At 75.3% G+C, this 18,762-nt stretch carries 16 protein-coding genes; 8 read left to right on the forward strand and 8 right to left on the reverse strand.

The genetic code is table 11. The features are described 5' to 3' along the window. Nucleotides 1-42: 42 nt before the first annotated feature. Complete coding sequence (dacB, locus tag ACN27B_RS07760; protein ID WP_422745872.1) at nt 43-1,554, reverse strand: D-alanyl-D-alanine carboxypeptidase/D-alanyl-D-alanine endopeptidase; 1,512 nt, start codon at nt 1,552-1,554, stop codon at nt 43-45. A 365-nt stretch (nt 1,555-1,919) separates the two neighbouring features. On the opposite strand from dacB, the gene ACN27B_RS07765 reads away from it, so the two are divergent. Continuing rightward, on the forward strand, nt 1,920-2,426 hold the full coding sequence (locus ACN27B_RS07765; protein ID WP_013288994.1) for an inorganic diphosphatase: 507 nt from the start codon (nt 1,920-1,922) through the stop codon (nt 2,424-2,426). Between the two features lie 56 nt (nt 2,427-2,482). Here the strand turns inward: ACN27B_RS07765 and eccD are convergent, their stop codons facing one another. Next, the gene (gene eccD / locus ACN27B_RS07770; RefSeq protein WP_422744130.1) at nt 2,483-3,865 is read right to left on the reverse strand and encodes a type VII secretion integral membrane protein EccD; all 1,383 of its coding nucleotides are present in this window, start codon (nt 3,863-3,865) and stop codon (nt 2,483-2,485) included. Between the two features lie 100 nt (nt 3,866-3,965). On the opposite strand from eccD, the gene eccCa reads away from it, so the two are divergent. The 4 genes from eccCa (at nt 3,966) to ACN27B_RS07790 (ending at nt 10,920) form a co-directional block, all read left to right on the forward strand. After that, complete coding sequence (eccCa, locus tag ACN27B_RS07775; protein ID WP_422744132.1) at nt 3,966-7,913, forward strand: type VII secretion protein EccCa; 3,948 nt, start codon at nt 3,966-3,968, stop codon at nt 7,911-7,913. Nucleotides 7,914-8,001: 88 nt separating this feature from the next. Further along, a complete protein-coding gene (gene mycP / locus ACN27B_RS07780; protein WP_172967894.1) occupies nt 8,002-9,321 on the forward strand; it encodes a type VII secretion-associated serine protease mycosin in 1,320 nt (439 codons plus the stop codon). Between the two features lie 48 nt (nt 9,322-9,369). Continuing rightward, nucleotides 9,370-10,164, forward strand: coding sequence for a phosphatase PAP2 family protein (locus ACN27B_RS07785; protein WP_099163372.1), 795 nt, complete (start codon nt 9,370-9,372; stop codon nt 10,162-10,164). 30 nt (nt 10,165-10,194) lie between these two features. Next, nucleotides 10,195-10,920 carry a phosphatase PAP2 family protein gene (locus ACN27B_RS07790; RefSeq protein WP_422744135.1) on the forward strand — a complete coding sequence of 242 codons (726 nt, stop codon included), beginning with the start codon at nt 10,195-10,197 and terminating at the stop codon, nt 10,918-10,920. Nucleotides 10,921-10,951: 31 nt separating this feature from the next. On the opposite strand, the gene ACN27B_RS07795 is transcribed toward ACN27B_RS07790, so the two are convergent. The 6 genes from ACN27B_RS07795 to ACN27B_RS07820 all read right to left on the reverse strand — a co-directional run bounded on the left by ACN27B_RS07795 (nt 10,952) and on the right by ACN27B_RS07820 (nt 16,278). Then, nucleotides 10,952-12,130: a MarP family serine protease gene (locus tag ACN27B_RS07795; protein ID WP_098748020.1), complete on the reverse strand. Its 1,179-nt coding sequence runs from the start codon at nt 12,128-12,130 to the stop codon at nt 10,952-10,954. 76 nt (nt 12,131-12,206) lie between these two features. Further along, nucleotides 12,207-12,899, reverse strand: a complete 693-nt coding sequence (locus tag ACN27B_RS07800) for an NUDIX hydrolase (RefSeq protein WP_422744138.1) — start codon at nt 12,897-12,899, stop codon at nt 12,207-12,209. Further along, the gene (locus tag ACN27B_RS07805) at nt 12,896-13,501 is read right to left on the reverse strand and encodes a TlpA family protein disulfide reductase (RefSeq protein WP_422744140.1); all 606 of its coding nucleotides are present in this window, start codon (nt 13,499-13,501) and stop codon (nt 12,896-12,898) included. The genes ACN27B_RS07800 and ACN27B_RS07805 overlap by 4 nt, the downstream gene beginning before the upstream one ends. Continuing rightward, nucleotides 13,498-14,277: an endonuclease III gene (gene nth, locus ACN27B_RS07810; protein WP_422744142.1), complete on the reverse strand. Its 780-nt coding sequence runs from the start codon at nt 14,275-14,277 to the stop codon at nt 13,498-13,500. Before nth ends, ACN27B_RS07805 begins: the two co-directional genes overlap by 4 nt. Before the next feature lie 59 nt (nt 14,278-14,336). Next, entirely contained in the window at nt 14,337-15,545 is a 1,209-nt protein-coding gene (locus ACN27B_RS07815) for a CapA family protein (RefSeq protein ID WP_422744144.1), read from the reverse strand. Between the two features lie 70 nt (nt 15,546-15,615). Beyond that, a complete protein-coding gene (locus ACN27B_RS07820; protein WP_099164884.1) occupies nt 15,616-16,278 on the reverse strand; it encodes an adenosylcobinamide amidohydrolase in 663 nt (220 codons plus the stop codon). Between the two features lie 219 nt (nt 16,279-16,497). Here ACN27B_RS07820 and ACN27B_RS07825 point away from each other — a divergent pair, with 219 nt between their 5' ends. From ACN27B_RS07825 to ACN27B_RS07835, 3 genes are all read left to right on the forward strand, one after another. Continuing rightward, nucleotides 16,498-17,175, forward strand: a complete 678-nt coding sequence (locus tag ACN27B_RS07825; protein WP_007073398.1) for a Crp/Fnr family transcriptional regulator — start codon at nt 16,498-16,500, stop codon at nt 17,173-17,175. A 112-nt stretch (nt 17,176-17,287) separates the two neighbouring features. Next, on the forward strand, nt 17,288-18,031 hold the full coding sequence (locus tag ACN27B_RS07830; RefSeq protein ID WP_099163367.1) for a metallophosphoesterase family protein: 744 nt from the start codon (nt 17,288-17,290) through the stop codon (nt 18,029-18,031). Nucleotides 18,032-18,135: 104 nt separating this feature from the next. Continuing rightward, a complete protein-coding gene (locus ACN27B_RS07835) occupies nt 18,136-18,756 on the forward strand; it encodes a TetR/AcrR family transcriptional regulator (RefSeq protein WP_099163366.1) in 621 nt (206 codons plus the stop codon). The last annotated feature ends 6 nt before the right edge of the window (nt 18,757-18,762 follow it).

Consider the following 18,762-nt stretch of genomic DNA (forward strand, 5'->3'; position numbering starts at 1 on the left):
CACCCCCACCCGGGCTCGCGTCGGCCGATCGACGTCGGTCGGTCAGCGGCAGCCGCAGCCGGCCAGCGCGGAGGTGATCCGGTCGAGCGCCTGCCGGGTCTCGTCCAGCGAGCCCTGCGTCCGGTCGGTGAGCACGGCGAAGGTGAGCAGCCGCCCGTCGGCGGTGAGCACCGTTCCGGCGATCGCGTTCACCCCGGTCAGGGTCCCGGTCTTGGCCCGCACCACGCCGGCGCCGGCGGCGGTGGCGGCCGCCCGGTAGCGCTCGTCGAGCGTGCCGGACCAGCCGCCGACCGGCAGCCCGCCGAAGATCGCCGCCAGCTCCGGGTGGCTGCCGTTCCCGGCGAGCGTGATCAGCTCGGTGAGCAGGGACGGGCTGATCCGGTTGGTGCGCGACAGCCCGCTGCCGTCGGCGAGGCTGATCTCGCCGGCCGGCAGTCCCAGCTCGCCGAGCACCTCGTCGGTGGCGGCCGCGCCCCCGGTGAACGAGCCGGGCTTGCCCTTGGCCAGCGCCACCTGGCGGGCCATCGCCTCGGCGATCACGTTGTCGCTGTCGCTGATCATGATGTCGACCAGCCGGATCACCGGCAGGGACTCGACCTTGCCCAGCTCGGTGCCGGGCGCCGGGCCGGCCGACCCGGAACCCCCGGCGGTCGGCGCCGCGCCCCGGGTCACCTGGGCGGCGCCACCGGTGAGCCCGAGCAGCTTGGCGAACTGCCGGCCGGCGGTCAGGTCCGGCTGGGGCACCCGCTCGGCGGCGTGGTTGGTCTCCTCGGCGGTGCGCCGCGCCAGCGCCGGGTCCTTGCGGGCGCCGTCGGTCATCAGCGCGGTGATCGCCGCGCCGAAGTCGCCGGTGGGGATGTCGGCGTCCCAGCCGGGCTCGAAGACCGGCCCGCTGAACAGCGACGAGTCGACGATCACCTTGGTCGGTGCGGTGCCGCCGAGCGCGTCGCGCACCTGGGCGGCCAGGTCGTCCAGCCGGGCCGCGCCCGGGTAGAAGCCGTTCTTGTCCACCGCGAGCGTGGGGTCGCCGCCGCCGACCAGCACCACCTCGCCGGGGTTCGGGCCGGCCACCGCGCGGGTGGGGATCCGGTAAGCCGGGCCACGCGCCGCGAGCACCGCGACACCGGTGGCGAGCTTGGTCACCGAGGCGGGCACGGTCGGCGCGTCCGGTCCCTTGCCGTAGAGCGCCTCGCCGGTGGCCACGTCCGCCACCGAGACGTTCACCCGGTCGCCGAGCGCGGCGGCGCCCACCAGCGGTTCCAGCGCGGCCCGGATCCCGGCCTCGGTGGGCAGCGGCGCGTTGGCGTCGGGACCGCCGAGCACGGCCGGCGGGTCCGGCTCGGGCGGCGCGGCGGTGGCACCGGACGGGGTGGCCTCGCCGCCCAGCAGACGGGCGACCGGACCCGGGCGGAGCACCGCCAGCCCGGCCACCGCGAGGACCAGCACCAGCACGCCCGCCAGCGCCGCGACCAGGCGGCCACGACGGCGGCGCGGCGGAACGGCGGGCGGGGGCGGCGGCGGGGCGGCGCCGACCGGCGGGACCGGCGGGCTCACCGGGATCGGAGCAGGCGCGCCGGGCCAGCTCACCGGGGCCGCCGCCGGGTCGCCGGTCGGGGTGACCCGGGCCGATCCGCTGGCCGGGGCCGGACGATGGGGAACGTTGGCGCCGGGGACGGACACCCGCCCGGTGGCTCCACCGGAACCGGATCCGACGGACCGTCGCCCGTCAACCCCCTCGGGGCGGTAGTGTGAATCTTCCCTCCCCACGGCCCCCTCCTCCCCGCTCGAAATCACCTTGGGTGACACTACTTCGGTCCGAACACTATGCGGCGGCCGGAGCCGGCGGGGGGCGTTCACCCGTGCGGGCGGCGAGCCGCTGGTTCCGTTAGCCAGCGTGGGCAAACGAGGGAGCGTGGGAAATGGATTTCGACGTCACGGTTGAGATCCCCAAGGGTCACCGCAACAAGTACGAGGTGGACCACGCGACCGGCCGGATCCGGCTGGACCGCACCCTCTTCACCTCCACGCAGTACCCGGCCGACTACGGCTTCATCGAGGGCACCCTGGGCGAGGACGGCGACCCGCTGGACGCGCTGGTGCTGGTGCCCGAGCCGACCTTCCCCGGCTGCCTGATCCGCTGTCGCACCATCGGCATGTTCCGGATGACCGACGAGAAGGGCGGCGACGACAAGGTCCTCTGCGTCCCCTACGAGGACCCGCGCCAGGAGCACCTGCGGGACATCCACCACCTGGGCGAGTTCGACCGCCTGGAGATCCAGCACTTCTTCGAGGTCTACAAGGACCTGGAGCCGGGCAAGTCGGTCGAGGGCGCGACCTGGGTCGGCCGGGTCGAGGCCGAGGCCGAGATCGCCGCGTCCTACCGGCGCGCCAAGGAGGCCGAGGAGCGCGGCGAGACGCTGCACTGACGGTCAGGTTCCTCGAACGGCCCGGGTCGCGCGTCGCGGTCCGGGCCGTCGCGTATTCAGGCGAGCAGGCCGCGGGCCCGGTCGTAGAGGTCGAGCACCGCGCAGGCCACCGGGACCACCGCGACCACCAGGGCGGTGTCGGTCAGGTCGGCCAGCCGGCCGAGGTACGGGGACACCGGTCGCCGGGCGTACGTGGCGCCGGCGGTCACCGCCACCAGGGCCAGGGCCAGCCCGCCGACGGTCAGCGCGAGTCGCCCGCCCGGACCGGCCCGTTCCGCCAGCACCGCGCCGAGCAGGGCGTACCCGGCGAGCCCGGCGACGACGGCCGGCAGCCGGTGCCGCACCGCCACGAAGAGCCGGGAGCGCAGCAGCAGCACCCCGCTGCCGACGGCGACCAGCAGCCACGCGGCGGTCCCGCCGGCCGCGACGAGCACCCCGATCGCGCCGACGGCCAGCGCGGCGTGGCCGATCAGCATCCCGGTCAGTACCTCCTCGGCGCGGGCCACGGCGGCGTGCACCCGTCCCCGGTCGGGCAGGTCACGGGTGCCGGCGGGAGCGGGCAGGGTGAGCGGCGGCAGCGGCAGCTTGCCGAGCCGGATGGCCAGCAGCGGCAGCCCGCCGAGCGCGAAGACCAGGACGGCGAGCAGCACGGCCGCGGTGCCGGCGGGCGTCAGCAGCAGCCCACCGAGCGCGGCCACCGCCCCGGCCGCGCCCACTGTGACGCCGGCCACGAAGACCCGGGACCGGCTGGCCACCCCGAGCAGGCCGAGCACCGCCACCAGCAGCAGCGCCACCGAGCCGACGAGCAGTTCGGGGGCGCCGATCCAGCGCAGCCCGGGGATCGGACCGACCGGGTCGCCCGAGCCGACCGCCAGCGCGCCGGCCGTCGCCGCCCAGGGCAGCGCGTACCCGCCGAGGGTGGCGCCGACCGGGCCGTCCCCGTACGCCCGGGACGCCGCGGTGGCGGCGAGCACCAGGATCAGGGTGACCGCCGCGGCGACCGGCCAGTCCCGGCCCCCGGCGCCGGCGGTCAGCACGGCGACCAGCCCGACGGCCAGCGGCACGCCGGCCCCGGCCAGCGCGGCGGCCCGGGTGGCCGGGGCGGACCAGGCGGCGCCCCGGCGTCGGGCCCCGTCGACGATCGCCTCGACCACGTCGTCGTACTCCAGTTCGGGCCACTCGGCGCGGGCCGGCACGAGGTGCAGCACCTCGCCGTCCCGGACGCCCTGCGGCAGCAGCGCCTGGGCGGTGGCGAGCACCGCGCCGTCGGTGCGCCGCAGCAGCCAGCCGCCGTGCCGTTCCCCGTCGTCGGCCAGCCCCTCCCCGGCGTGCCGGAGCACCTCGGGCAGCAACTCGGCCAGGGGGACCTGCTCCGGCAGGGCCACGTCGACCCGGCGCCGGGGCGCGCTGATGGTGACCCGGGCGAGCCCGCTTGTCATCGACGTATCTCCATCCGGGACCGGATCGGTGGGCTGACGGACGAGAGGACTTTACCTACTATGAGCCAGGCTCGGGTTACCGAGAGCCATGGGAGGATCGTTGTCCACTGTCGTCATCAAGCGGCCGCCGCGCCGCCCGGCCCCGGAGATCCCGGTCGGCGAGCTGCCCGTCGAGGCGCCGCCGGAGATCCCGGTGGCGACCGGGGGGCGCTGGCAGCAGGCGTTGATGGTGTTGCCGATGCTCGGCGGGACGGTGGCCATGGCGATGATGTTCGGCCGGGGCGGCGGGGCCTACTCGTACGCGGTGGGCGGCATGTTCGGGCTCTCCTCGCTGGCCATGCTGGTGACCACCTGGGGCAGCGCCGGCCCGAAGAAGTCCGAGCTGATGGCCGCCCGCCGGGAATACCTGCGCCACCTGGCCACGCTGCGCCGCCGGGTCCGGGAGACCGCCGGCGCCCAGCGGGCCGGGCTCTCCTACCGCCATCCCGAGCCGGGCCGGCTCTGGTCCACGGTGGACAGCCACCGGGTCTGGGAACGCCGGCCGGCCGACCCCGACTTCGCCGTGGTCCGGGTCGGTGTCGGGCCGCAGACGCTGGCCACGCCACTGGTTCCGCCGGTCACCCGGCCGCTGGAGGAGTTGGAGCCGATGACCGCCGGGGCGCTGCGGCGCTTCCTGGACGCGTACTCGGTGGTGCCGGACCTGCCGGTGGCGCTGTCGCTGCGCAGCTTCGCCCGGGTCTTCGTGCGCGGTCCGGCGGGTCCGGTACGCGGCGCCGGCTCGCCCGCCGCGCAGGCCCTGGCCCGGGCGGTGCTCACCCAGCTCGCGGTCTTCCACGCCCCGGACGAGCTGCTGGTCGCGGTCTGTGCCGGGCCGGAGCGCCGGGACCGGTGGGAGTGGGTGAAGTGGCTGCCGCACGCCCACCACCCGACGCGTACCGACGCCCTGGGCGCGGTGCGCCTGGTCACCAGCTCCGCCGCCGACCTGGAACGGCTCCTCGCCGACGTGCTCGGCAGCCGGTCCCGGTTCAGCCCGCACGGCCCGGCCACCGACGGGCCGCACGTGGTCGTGGTGCTCGACGGCGGCGACCTGACCGGCGCCGCCGACCTGGCCGGCGACGGCGGCATCGACGCGGTCACCGTGCTCGACCTGGACACCCCGCCCCCACGGCTGCTCGACCGCTACGCGCTGCTGCTCGACCTGGTCGACGGCCGGCTGCACTCGCACTCCGCGGAAGGGCACGCCGAGGTCGGCGCCGCCGACGCGCTGCCGGCCGCCGACGCCGAGGCGGTGGCCCGGCGACTCGCGCCGCTGCGGCTGGCCGGCACCGTACGCGGGCCGGACGCGCCGCCCGGCGCCGAGCCGGGCCTGCCCGAGCTGCTCGGCCTCGGCGACCCCGAGGGCTTCACCGCCGAGCAGGGGTGGGCGCCCCGGGCCGCGCGGGACCGGCTGCGGGTGCCGATCGGGGTGGGTGCCGACGGCGGGGCGATCGACCTCGACCTGAAGGAGTCGGCGCAGGACGGGATGGGGCCGCACGGCCTGCTGATCGGCGCCACCGGCTCGGGCAAGTCGGAGCTGCTCCGCACGCTCGTGCTCGGCCTGGCCGCCACGCACAGCTCGGAGCAGCTCAACTTCGTGCTCGTCGATTTCAAGGGCGGCGCCACGTTCGCGCCGTTCGAGCGGCTGCCGCACACCGCCGCCGTGATCACCAACCTGGCCGACGCGCTGCCCCTGGTCGACCGGATGGTGGACGCGATCAACGGGGAGCTGATGCGCCGACAGGAGCTGCTGCGCCGGGCGGGCAACTTCGCCAGCGTGCGCGACTACGAGCGGGCCCGGGCGGCCGGCACCCCGCTGGCCCCGCTGCCGTCGCTGCTGCTGATCTGCGACGAGTTCTCCGAGCTGCTCTCCGCCAAGCCCGACTTCATCGACCTGTTCGTGCAGATCGGGCGGCTCGGCCGGTCGCTCGGGGTGCACCTGCTGCTGGCCAGCCAACGGCTGGAGGAGGGCCGGCTGCGCGGGCTGGACACCCACCTGTCCTACCGGATCGGTTTGCGCACGTTCTCCGCGCTGGAGTCCCGGACCGTGCTCGGCGTGCCGGACGCGCACGAGCTGCCCCGCACCCCGGGCCACGGCTACCTGCGCTCCGGCACCGACCCGCTGGTCCGGTTCAAGGCCGCGTACGTCTCCGGGACGGTCCGCCGCCGCCCCGGCCCGGCGGGTACGGCCGGCGCCGGGAGCCCCCGCGTGCTCGCCTTCTCCAGCCACCTGGTCCCGGTGCCCGAGCCGGCCGCGCCGGCGGCCCTCCCGGTCGAGGAGGAGACCGGCGGGACCCTGCTCGACCTGCTGGTGGACCGGCTGGCCGGGCAGGGCCCGCCGGCGCACCAGGTGTGGCTCCCCCCGCTGGACGCCTCGCCGACGCTCGACGAGCTGCTCGGCGCGATCGGGAGCGACCCGGTGCGCGGGCTGACCGTGGCCAATCCGGAGCTGCACGGCGCGTTGCAGGTGCCGGTGGCCGTGGTGGACAAGCCGTTCGAGCAGCGGCGGGACCTCTTCTGGCTGGCCCTCGACGGCGCGGCCGGGCACGTCGGGGTGGTCGGCACCACCCGCAGCGGCCGGTCCAGCCTGCTGCGCACGCTGGTCTGCGCGCTCGCCCTCACCCACACGCCGGCCGAGGTGCAGGTCTACTGCCTCGACCTCGGCGGGGGGACGCTCGGCGCGCTGCGCGACCTGCCGCACGTCGGCGGGGTGAGCGGGCGCACCGACGGCACCGCGGTCCGCCGGACCGTCGGCGAGGTCGTCAACGTGCTCGTCGAGCGGGAGCGGCGCTTCACCGAGTCGGGGGTGGAGTCGATGGCGGCCTGGCGTCGGCGACGGGCCGCGGGCGGGCCGGGCGGCGCCGACCCGTTCGGGGACGTGTTCCTGGTGGTCGACGGCTGGAACACCCTGCGCGGCGAGTACGAGGACCTGGAGCCGCTGGTCACCGAGCTGGCCACGCGCGGCCTCGCGTACGGGGTGCACGTGGTGGCGACCGCGCTGCGCTGGTCGGACTTCCGGCCGGCGATCCGCGACCTGTTCGGCTCCCGGCTGGAGCTGCGCCTCGGTGATCCGGCCGACTCGGCGGTGGTCAAGCGGGCGCTGGCGGCGACCGTGCCGGAGGAGCGGCCGGGGCGCGGGATCACCGCCGGCGGACTGCACTTCCTCACCGCCGAACCGCGGGCCACCACCCTGGGCGCCGAGACCGGCGACCTGGTCAAGGCGGTCGCCGGCGCCTGGGCCGGTCCGGTGGCGCCCCGGGTGCGGCTGCTCCCGCCGGTGCTGCCGTACGCCGAGCTGGACCAGACCTCGACCACCGGGCTGGCGTTCCCGGTGGGGGTGGCCGAGGCGGACCTGTCCCCGGTGGTGCTCGACTTCGCCACCGAACCCAACTTCGTGGTGTTCGGCGACGCCGAGTGCGGCAAGTCCTCGTTCCTGCGCGCGTTGGCCACCTCGATCGTCCGCCGGTTCACCCCGGAGCAGGCCCGGGTGATCCTGGTGGACTACCGGCGCAGCCTGATGGGCACGATCGACACGCCGCACCTGATCGGGTACGGCACGGCCGCGCCGCACACCACCGAGCTGATCGAATCGGCGGCCGGCTACCTGCAGGGGCGGCAGCCCGGTCCCGGGGTGACGCCGGCCGAGCTGCGCGCCCGGTCCTGGTGGACGGGGCCGGAGCTGTTCGTGCTGGTGGACGACTACGACCTGGTGGCCGGCGGGCCGAGCAACCCGTTGCGCGCGTTGGAGGAGCACCTCCCGCACGCCCGGGACGTCGGGCTGCACCTGGTGCTGGCGCGGCGCTCGGGTGGCGCCGGCCGGACGTCGTACGAGCCGGTCATCCAGCGGCTGCGGGAGCTGTCCACGGCCGGGCTGGTGATGTCGGGGGGCCCGGAGGAGGGGCCGCTCGTCGGTCAGGTGAAGGCCGGCCCGCTGCCCCCGGGACGGGCCCGTCTGGTCACCCGCCGTGAGGGCGTACGTCTGGTGCAGTTGGCCCATCTTCCGCCCGGGTGACCGGGCGTGCGGAGTTGCCCCGTGACGGTCGGGACAACCGGTAATCTCCGAGCAGCATGTGTCGGACGCGACGGAATGGCTGGGGAATGTGACCAGGGAACGGCAGGGAGCTCCCGGCGTGCCATCCCGGCGTCTCACCGGACGGGCACTGCTCGCCGCGGTGTCGGCGCTGGTCGTCGCGGGCGGCCCGCTCGCGCCACCGGCGCACGCGACAGCGGCTGTCCCCGTCGCCCGTCCGCTGCCGGCCCGGGCGCCCGACGCGGCGGTCCGCACCGACCAGGTCCGCGACGAGCAGTGGCAGTTGGCGGAGTTGCGGGCGAAGACCGCCTGGCGCACCTCGACCGGTCGCGGCGTGGTGGTCGCGGTGATCGACTCCGGTGTGGACGGTGCGCATCCGGACCTGGCCGGGCAGGTGCTGCCCGGCCTCGACCTGGTCGACCCGGACGGCGCGGGCGGGCCGGACCCGGTCGGGCACGGCACCACGGTGGCCGGGCTGATCGCCGGGCGGGCCGACGACGACCGGGGCGTGGTGGGGCTGGCGCCGGACGCCCGGATCCTCCCGGTCCGCGTGCTGGACGCGGAGAACCGGTACGACGACGCACTGGTCATCGCGAAGGCCGTGCGGTGGGCGGTGGACAACGGCGCCCGCGTGATCAACCTGTCGCTCGGCGGCAGCGGTGACAGCCCGGCCCTGGCCGCGGCGCTCGACTACGCGTTCGCGCGCGACGTGGTGGTGGTCGCCTGCACCGGCAACCTGGCCACGTCGACCAGCACCAAGGTCTGGTACCCGGCCCGGGAGCCGGGCGTGCTGGCGGTGACCGGGCTGGACCGCAACAGCGAGAACCTCTGGTCCGGCTCGGTCACCGGCCGCGAGACCATCCTCAGCGCCCCGGCCACCGCCCTCTACGGCGCGCGGCAGCAGGGCGGCTACTGGCGGGTGCAGGGGACGAGCTTCGCCGCGCCGCTGGTCGCCGCGACGGCTGCCCTGGTCCGGGCCCGCTATCCGCGGATGCCGGCCGGGGACGTGGTGAACCGGCTGATCAGCACCGCCCGGGATCTCGGCCCGACCGGGCGGGACGACCGGTTCGGCTTCGGCATGGTGGATCCGGTGGCCGCGCTCACCGCCGACGTGTCGCCGGTGGGGCGCAACCCGCTCGACGACAACGCCTCCCCGGGTGTGGTGGGCTTCGGGCCGGCGCCCGGCGAGGGCCGGGACAGCCGGGCGGCGGGCGCGGGGCAGGGCGGCGATCCGCTCGGCCGTACGCAGCAGTCCGGGTGGTCGGCCCGCCCGGCCGGGCAGGCCGACGACTCCGCGCCGGAGCGGTTGTGGACCGGGCTGGCGTTGTTCGTCGCCCTGGTCACCGGCACCGCGCTGATGGTGCGCCGGTTCCGGCAGAGCCGCCGCTGACCGGCGCGGCCGGTCTGATCAGGCCGTGCCCTGGGTAGTGAACGGCGCATGAACACCACCGGTCCGACGTCCATGCGGGAGCGGTCCTGGCGGGCCCGCCGCCTCGACCCCGACCACTCGCTGGGTCTCCGGCTCACCCTGGCCGCCACCGCGGCCTTCCTGGTGCTCGTGCCGTTCGCCCTGCTCGCGCTGCTGGTGCTGGGTGCCTGGCCGCCGCTGCTCCGACTGGACGCGTCGATCACCGACACGTTCCACGGCTACGCGGTGGACCATCCGGCCTGGGTCCACGTGATGACCGTGTGGACCCACGCGCTGGGGCCGGGGCCGTTGCGGGTGGCCGCCGCGGTGGTGGTGGTGTGGCTGCTGCGTCGCGGCGCGCCCCGGCTGGCCGTGTGGGTGGTCGCCACCATGCTGGTCGGTGGGCTGCTCGGCGCGTTGCTGAAGCTGCTGGTCGGGCGGGACCGGCCGGAGCTGCTGGATCCGGTGGCGCGCGCGGCGGGCTACTCCTTCCCGTCCGGTCACGCGTTGAACGCGGCGCTGGCGGCCGGGGTGTTGCTGCTGGTGTTCCTGCCGTTCGCCCGGGACAGCCGGACCGGTCGGGTCGCGCTGTGGACGGCTGCCGCGCTGGTCATGGTGGTCACCGGGCTGAGCCGGATCGCGTTGGGCGTGCACTGGACCAGCGACGTGGTGGGCGGCTGGGTGCTCGGGGTGGCCGTGGTGGCCGCCACGGCGGCCGCCTTCGCCACGTGGCGGACCTCGACCGGCCGGCGGACCACGCGTCCGCTGCGCGAGGGGATCGAGCCGGAGCTGGCCGAACCGGGGCCGGACGACCCACGGGCGTAGTCCGGCGCGGATCTGGGTAGATGGCGGCCCATGTCCGATGTCGTGGTCCGGGTCACCCGGCGGGTCCTGCTGCCGCTGGCGCTGCTGTTCGCTCTCATGGTGGGGTTGGGACTCCTGGTCACCCGGGTCCTCGCGCACACCTGGCCGTTCACCGTGGAGGACGCGGTCAACCGCGAGCTGGCGGCCGACCGGACGGGGGGCTGGAACGACGTGTCGCTGGTCTTCAGCACGTTGGCCAGCACCCAGATGATCGTCGTGGTGACCGTGCTGGCCGCGCTGGTGCTGCGGTTGGTGCTGCACCGCTGGCGGGAGCCGCTCTTCCTCTGCGCGGCGGTGATCGCCCAGGCGTTGATCTTCCTCTTCACCACCATGGTCATCGACCGGAACCGCCCGGCCGTCGAGCACATGGACGCGTCCCCGCCGACGTCCAGCTTCCCGTCCGGGCACACGTCCGCCGCGACCGCGCTCTACGTCGGCCTCGCGGTGCTGCTGGCGCTGCGGGCGCGCAGCACCCCGGCCAAGGTCACCTGGTGGGCGCTGCTGGTGCTGGTGCCGGTGGGGGTGGCGTTGACCCGGATGTACCGGGGCATGCACCACCCCAGCGACGTGGTGGCCTCGTTCCTCAACGGCGGGACCTGCGTGGCGATCATGGCGCGCGCGGTGCTCGACCGCACGCTGACCTGGGGGCGCGCGAAACTGCCGCTGAACCGGTCGGGCGACGACGTGGCGCCGGCCGGCGCGCCGGCCGGGGGCTGAACCCCGCGCCGCCCGGCCGCCGTCGGCCGGCTCAGGTGCAGTCGCCGGTGCCCACTCCCCGGGTACGCTCCGCGCCCGCCAACGCCACCGACCGCGCCTCGGCCGCGGTCACCGCGAAACCGGTGTTCGGGTCGTCCGCGGCCGCCGCGAAGATCACCCCGAGCACCAGCCCGTTCGACGAGACCAGCGGTCCGCCGGAGTTGCCGCTGCGCACCAGCGCCCGGATGGTGTAGATCTCCCGGGTCACGTCACCGGCGGAGTAGATGTCCGGCCCGGTGATCCGGTCGACGTCGCGGACCCGGGCCGGGCGGGCGTCGTACGGGCCGTCGAGCGGGAAGCCGAGCACGATCGCGTCCGCCCCGCTGCCCGCCTCACCCGCGGCGAAGCGCAGCGACGGCCCGGGCAGGCCGGGCACGTAGAGCACGGCCAGGTCGCGGTTCGGGTCGTAGACGACCACCTCGCCGTCGTACCGCTCGCCGCGCAACTCCACCGCCACCGAACGGGTGCCGGCCACCACGTGCGCGTTGGTCATCACCCGGTCGTCGGCGTAGACGAAGCCGGAACCCTCGATCCGGCGCGAGCAGCTCGGCGCGGAGCCGAGCACCTTGACCACGGACCGCTTGCTGTTCTGCACCACCTGGGAGTTGGCCAGCGCCGGGTCGGGTGGGGACACCTGCCGGGCCGTGGTGCGGTCCAGCCCGTTGAACACGTCGGGGAAGCCGTTGGTGTCGACCGTGTCGCGCAGCGCCGTGGACAGTTCCTGCGCCTGGTCGGGCAGCACCCGGTCGACGACGGTGAGCAGCGCGCTGTTCTTGACCGAGGCGGCCAGCCAGGGCACCGAGGAGGAGCCCAGCGGCACCGCGACGAGCCAGGCCACCAGCATGACCGCGATGACGGAGATGAACGCGCCGCCGACGTCGTCGATCTTCTTCCCGGCCGGCCCGGTGATGGCCGCGCGCAGGTTGGAGCCGAGCCAGCCGGCCAGCGCCTGCCCCAGCACGGCGAGCCCGAAGATCGCCACCAGGGAGATCAGGACCCGGGTGCCGCTCGCCGCGAACTGCTGGGCGATCAGCGGGCCGATCTGGAGGCCGAGCAGCGCGCCCAGGAAGAACCCGGAGAACGACAGGGCCCCGATGACGAAGCCCTGGCGGTATCCGCTGATCGCGAACACGAGCATGAGCAGGAGCAGGACGAGATCCACGGCGGACACGCCCCAAGGGTACGGGCACCGGGCCCACGGGAGGCTCAGCGCTCGCTGAACGTGACCTGAGGGTGCGCCCGGGTGATCAGCGCACCCGGGTCTCGTCCACCGCGTCGGTGCCGGCCGACGGGGCGGGGGTGGCGCCCACCGGCGGCAACTCCACCACCCGGCTGCGCGGCCACGGCCGGGCCCAACCGCCCATCTGCAACAACGTGTCGATCACACCGGCGGTGAAGCCCCAGACCAGCATGCCGCGCACCGAGAAGGCGGGGCCGATCCAGCCGCTGGGATGGCGTACCCGCATGCGGTTGTCCGGGTCGACCAGCTCGGCGACCGGGAGCCGGGCGACGTGCGCGACCTCGGCCGGCTCGCGCGGGTGCACCGGGTGCGGCTCGTGCCACCAGGCGAGCACCGGGGTGACCACGAAGTCGCTGACCGGGATCCAGAGCCGGGGCAGCTCGGCCAGCACGGTGACGCTGCCGGGGTCGAGGCCGACCTCCTCGTTCGCCTCGCGCAGCGCGGTGGCGCGGGCGTCGGCGTCCTCCGGGTCGGCGGCGCCGCCGGGGAAGGCGGGCTGCCCGGCGTGGTTGCGCAGCGTCGCGGCGCGCTGGAGGACCAGCACGTCCGGCCCGGCGTCGGGTTCCTCGCCGAGCAGCACCAGCACGGCGCTCTCCCGGCCGCCGCTGTCCGGGGTGACGATCCGGGTGAAGTCCTCCGCCCGGGCGGTGCCCAGCCGGCCCAGCAGCGGGTCGAACCACGCGGGCGGCCTCCGGGTCACACCGTCACCCCGAGATGGGTGCGGACCAGCTTCGCGAGCCGGTCGTCGTCCAACGCGCCGGTCGCGTCGACGTGCCGGATCCGACCGTCGGCGTCGACCAGGACGGTCAGCGGGAACGCGTTGCGTTCGAGCGAGCGTTGGAATGCGTCACCCTGGTCGACGAGCATCGGGAAACCGACGCCGAAGTCCTCGCCGATGGACTGCGCGCCGCCCCGGCTGTCCCGGCTGTTCACGCCGATCACCTGGAACCGCCCGTCGGCCCGCTCGCTGAGCCGTTGGAAGGCGGGCAGCTCCTTGCGGCACGGGGCGCACCAGGACGCCCACACGTTGATCACCGCCGGGCCCTTGACGTCCCGCACCCGCACCGGCGCGCCGCCGGTGAAGCAGTTGAGGGTCAGGTCGGGCAGCTCGGCGCCGGCGGCGCCGGCCGGGGCCGGGGCGGCCGACGCGGGCGTGACGGTCAGCGGGGCGCAGTCGGCGAACGGCGACGGACGCTCGGCCCGGGTGGCCGGCGCCGGGCCGGCCGGCTCCTCGGCCGTGGCGGTGCAGCCGGCCGCCGCGAGCAGCAGCGGGACGAGCAGGTAGGCGAGCCGGCGCGTCACGGCACGTCCGCCGCGGCCGCCTGCTGCGGCACCAGGTCGGGGTCGAGGCCGACGGCGACCGCCAGGTCCCGCGCGCGGGGGCCCTTCAACAGCTTGGCCGCGGCCGCCGGCTCGGTCGGCCCGGTGCCATAGGCCGGGCAGAGCTTCGCCAGCGTGCACGCGCCGCAGGCGGGCTTGCGGGCGTGGCAGACCCGACGGCCGTGGAAGATGATCCGGTGCGACAGCATCGTCCAGTCGCGCTTCGGGTAGAGCCCGCCGATCGCGTGCTCGATCTTGACCGGGTCGGTCTCGCTGGTCAGCTGCCACCGTTGCACCAGCCGCTGGAAGTGGGTGTCGACGGTGATGCCGGGGACGTCGAAGGCGTTGCCGAGGATCACGTTCGCGGTCTTGCGCCCGATCCCGGGCAGCGTCACCAGGTCGGCCAGCTTGCCCGGCACCTCGCCGTCGTAGCGCTCGCAGAGCGCGCGGCCCAGGTTGATCAGGGAGCTGGTCTTGTTGCGGTAGAACCCGGTGGGCCGGATCAGCTCCTCCAGCTCGCCCCGGTCCGCCCCGGCGTAGTCGGCGGCGGTGCGGTAGCGGGCGAACAGCTTCGGCGTGACCTCGTTGACCTTCTTGTCGGTGCACTGGGCGGAGAGGATCGTGGCGACGGCCAACTCCAGCGCGTTGGAGTGGTCGAGTTCACAGTGCGCGTCGGGGTGGGTCTCGGTCAGCACCCGACCGATGCGGCGGGCGCGACGCGTACGACCGAGGTCGGTCTCGGGAGAGCGCGTGGTCACGCCGGCCAGCCTACGTCGCGGGGCCGACGCTCCGGCGGGTCCACGCGGGCGGCGTGCGCTCAGCCACCCGCCGACGCGCTGATCTTGCCGCTCGGGTCGAGCTTCGCACCGGTGTCCGGGAAGTCGGCCGCGGTCACCTCGCGGACCAGGCCGAGGCCACGGTCCTGCCGGTCGACCGACGGCTTGCCGACGCCGTTCATCGCGGTCGAGGTGAAGGTGCCGCCGACGAAGCGGCCCTCGGCGGTGAGCGACACCTTGAGCACGCCGCCCCAGCCGAGCCGGCCGGCGCTGTTCAGCGACTTCCCGCCGCCGGCGAAGTTGCCCAGGCTGTAGGCGATCAGCCGGCCCTTGTAGAACTCCATGCCCCGCAGCACGTGCGGCCCGTGCCCGATCACCAGGTCCGCGCCGGCGTCGATGACCGCGCGGGAGAAGCGCATCGGGTCGCCGCGGTTCTCGCCGACGTACGTCTCGGTGCCCGGCTTCACCCGGGCGCGGTCGGCGCCCTCGGCGCCCATGTGCACCTGGACCACCACGAGCTGGGCCTGCTCCTTGGCCAACTCGATCACCTGCTTGGCGGCGTCGATGTCGATCAGGCTGTTCGACCAGGGGTACGACGAGAAGCCGACCACCGCGACCTTGACGCCCTTGACGTCCACCACGGTGATCTCGCCCGGCGCCCCGGTGTGCTTGAGCCCGTGCGCCTCCAGCGCCGACTGGGTGTTCTCGTAGCCCTGCTGGCCGTAGTCGTTGCCGTGGTTGTTGGCCTGGTTGAGCAGCTGGAACCCGGCCGAGCGCAGGTGCGCCGCATAGCCGGGGGGCGCCCGGAACTGGTAGCAGTTCTTCGGGTTCGGGCCGCACTTGCCGGCACCCGTGTCGTCGGTGAGCGGCTCCTCCAGGTTGCCCATCACCAGGTCGCCCTTGAGCGCCGACTTCACGTCGTCGAAGAAGCCCTTGCCGCCGTTGGGGGGCAGCCGGTTCGGCGCGTTACCCATGATCACGTCGCCGGTGGCGGTCAGCGAGATCGTCCGGTCGGCCGCACCGTCCGCGGCCGGCTGGTCGGCCGTCGCGGGAGCGGCCGAGCCGGGGGTCCCCCCGCCCTGCCCGGTCTGCCACCGCGGGTCGTCCCCGCCGGAGGTCGAGCAGCCGGCGACCAGGAGGACGGCGAGGAGCGCGGCGAGCCCGGCGAGGCGTCGACCGGGGACGGCGGGACGCGGGCCGGGAGCGGCGGCGCGGCGGGACCAGGGCGCAGAGCGGGCGGAAGCGTACATCGTCGGCGACGCTACCGTCCCGGGATCGCTCCGACGAGGGCCGATCGGTCGGATTACCCGTCGTGGCACGTCAGACCCCCCGCCGGTCGGACCAGGGCACCACGGTGCCGGCGCCGCCCGCCCGGACGGCGGCGTGCACGGCCCGGGCCAGCGGGCCGCCCCAGGTCGAGCGGGGCCCGCCGTACGGGGCCGGGTCGCCGTCGGCGGGGCAGAGCACGGTGACCGCGTCGGTGGGGGTGCCGGTGGCCGGCAGGCCCAGCTCCCAGATCGCCTGCGCCTTCGCCTCGGTGGCCGTGGCCACCGCGTTGACCAGGGCGGCCTCGCCGAGCCGGGCCGGCACGTGCACGACGATGTTGACCGTGCCGACGCGTTGGGCGGGCGGCGCGGGCGCGGGCGCGGCGGCCCACACCGGGGTGCCCAGGCCGACGGTGGCCCAGACCCGGACGCCGCTGTCCGCGCGGTGCACCACCTCGGTCACGTCCACCCCGGTGAGCAGCCCGACGCCGGGCCCGTCCAGGTCGAGGTCGCGGGCCATCTCGGCCAGGTGGGCGGCGGGGTCGTCCCGGTCGTACGACATCGGCACGGTCGCGTTCACCACCCACCGGCGGACGCCGATCCCCCCGCCCAGCGGGGCGGAGCCGACCGCCAGCAGCGGCGCCTCGGACCGCCAGACCAGGAGCGGGATGTCCCAGCCGGTTTCGGACCGGGTGGTCAGGATCGGCGCACAGAGCACGCCGGTCACCCTACGATCGCAGGTGGGAACGGGTGGCGCCGGCCCGGGCCGGAGGCGGGATCCTAGCCGCTCACCAGGTCGGGCAGGTTACGCCCAACGATCAAGATTCCAGGGGTGCACCTCTGATTCCTGCTCATGTGCGCCTAGACTGGCGGCGCGCGAGGGATCAGCGGACGGCGGACCCGGCCGACGGACGGCACGCGCAGGCGGAGGTGCGCGATGGACGAGGTACTGGCCCGCAGCGGGATCTTCCAGGGTGTGGACCCGGAGGCTGCCGAGGCGCTCGCCAAGGAGATGGAGACGATCGAGGTCCGCAAGGGCGAGGTCGTCTTCAACGAGGGCGAGCCCGGAGACAGTCTCTACATCCTTCTGTCCGGCAAGATCAAGGTGGGTCGCCGCGCCGCGGACGGCCGGCAGAACCTGATCGCCGTGATGGGCCCGTCGGACATGGTGGGCGAGCTGTCGCTCTTCGACCCGGGCCCGCGTACGGCGACGGCCACGGCGGTCACCGACACCCGGCTGGTGCGGCTGCGCAAGCAGGCCCTGCGCCCCTGGCTCAACAACCGGCCCGAGATCGCCGAGCAGCTGCTGCGCGTGCTGGCCCGCCGGCTGCGCCGGACCAACGACTCGCTGGCCGACCTGATCTTCACCGACGTGCCGGGCCGGGTCGCCAAGAACCTGCTCCAGATGGCCGGCCGTTTCGGCACCCGGGACGGCGGCGTGCTGCGGGTGACCCACGACCTCACCCAGGAGGAGATCGCCCAGCTCGTCGGCGCCTCCCGGGAGACCGTCAACAAGGCGCTCGCCGACTTCGCCTCGCGCGGTTGGCTGCGCCTGGACGGCAAGAGCATCATCATCCTCGACCCGGAGCGCCTGGCCCGCCGCGCGCGCGTCTGACCTCCGCACCGGCTTTCCCGGCCCGGCCCGCCTCGCGCGGTCCGGGCCGGCGCCGTCTCTGCCCGGCGCAGAATTCCTGGACGGCCCGGCGGTCGGCGGCCAGGCTGGGGCGATGCGTGAACGTGTCGCCGTCCTCTCCGACATCCACGGCGTGCTGCCGGCGCTGGAGGCCGTCCTGGCCGAGCCGGACGTGGCCAGCGCCGACCTGATCGTGCTCACCGGCGACATCGCCGACGGCCCGCAGCCGGTCGAGGTGCTGGATCGGCTCGCCGCGCTCGGTGACCGGGCGTGCTGGGTGGGCGGCAACGGTGAACGTGACCTGGTGGCGGCCCATGCCGGCCGTCCAGCCCCGTACGACGTCTCCAACTGGGCCGCCGCCCAGCTCCGCGACGACCAGGTGGCCCGGCTGGCCGCGCTGCCGCAGCGCGTCACGCTGCCGGTCGCCGGCCTGGGTGAGGTGCTGTTCTGCCACGCGACGCCCCGCGACGACGAGGAGATGGTGCTCGTCGACTCCCGCCTCGACCGCTGGGCCGAGGTCTTCGCCGGCCTCCCCGCCGAGGCCACCACCGTGGTCTGCGGGCACACCCACATGCCGTTCGCGCGGCTGGTCGACCGCCGCCTGGTGGTGAACCCGGGCAGCGTCGGGATGCCGTACGGGGGCGCGGGCGCCTGGTGGGCCCTGCTCGGCCCCGGCGTGCAGCTGCGCCGGACGCCCTTCGACGTGGACGCCGCGTGCGCCCGGATCGCCGCCGGGTCCACCTTTCCCGACGCGGCGGCGTGGGCCGACGAGTACGTCCGCTCCCGCCACTCCGACGCCGACGCCCTCGCCGTCTTCGGGCCCCGCGACGGCCGCTGACCGTTAACAAGGGGCCCTTCCTCTACCGGAGGCGTTAACAAGGGGCCCTTCCTTTCAAAAAAGTCAGGCTTGACTGTTTGTTTCGAGGGCGGCAGGCTGTCCCCGTGCCCGCCGCATCGACCCGCGTCCCTCAGCAGGACCGCAGCCGCGCCACCCAGGCCCGACTGCTGGAGGCGACCGTCGAGTGCCTGGTGGAGCACGGCTGGTCCGGCACCACCACGACGGTGGTGGCGGCCCGCGCGGGCGTCTCCCGGGGCGCCCAGCTGCACCACTACCCGACCAAGGCGGCGTTGGTCACCGCCGCCGTCGCCCACCTGACCGAGCGTCGGGCGGTCGAGCTGCGCACCGAGGCGGAGGCCCTGCCGGCCGGCCCGCGCCGGCTCGACGGGGTGGTCGACCTGCTCGCCGCCGCCTTCACCGGCCCGCTCTTCGTCGCCGCGCTGGAGCTGTGGGTGGCCGCCCGCACCGACGCCGAGCTGCGCGACGCGCTGGTCCCGCTGGAGGCCCGGATCGGCCGCGAGATGCACCGGCTCACCGTCGAGCTGCTCGGCGTGGACGAGCGCCGCCCCGGCGTCCGCGAATCGGTCCAGACCACGCTCGACCTGCTCCGCGGCCTCGGCGTGGCCAACCTGCTCAGCGACGACTCGACCCGCCGCACCACCCTGCTGCACGCCTGGAAGCGCCAGCTCGCCGTGCTGCTCACCGCGGAGGGCGAGCGGCACTGATCCCCT

Origin of the sequence: Micromonospora sp. WMMD754, assembly GCF_049315235.1 — a bacterium.
GTDB lineage: Bacteria > Actinomycetota > Actinomycetes > Mycobacteriales > Micromonosporaceae > Micromonospora > Micromonospora sediminicola.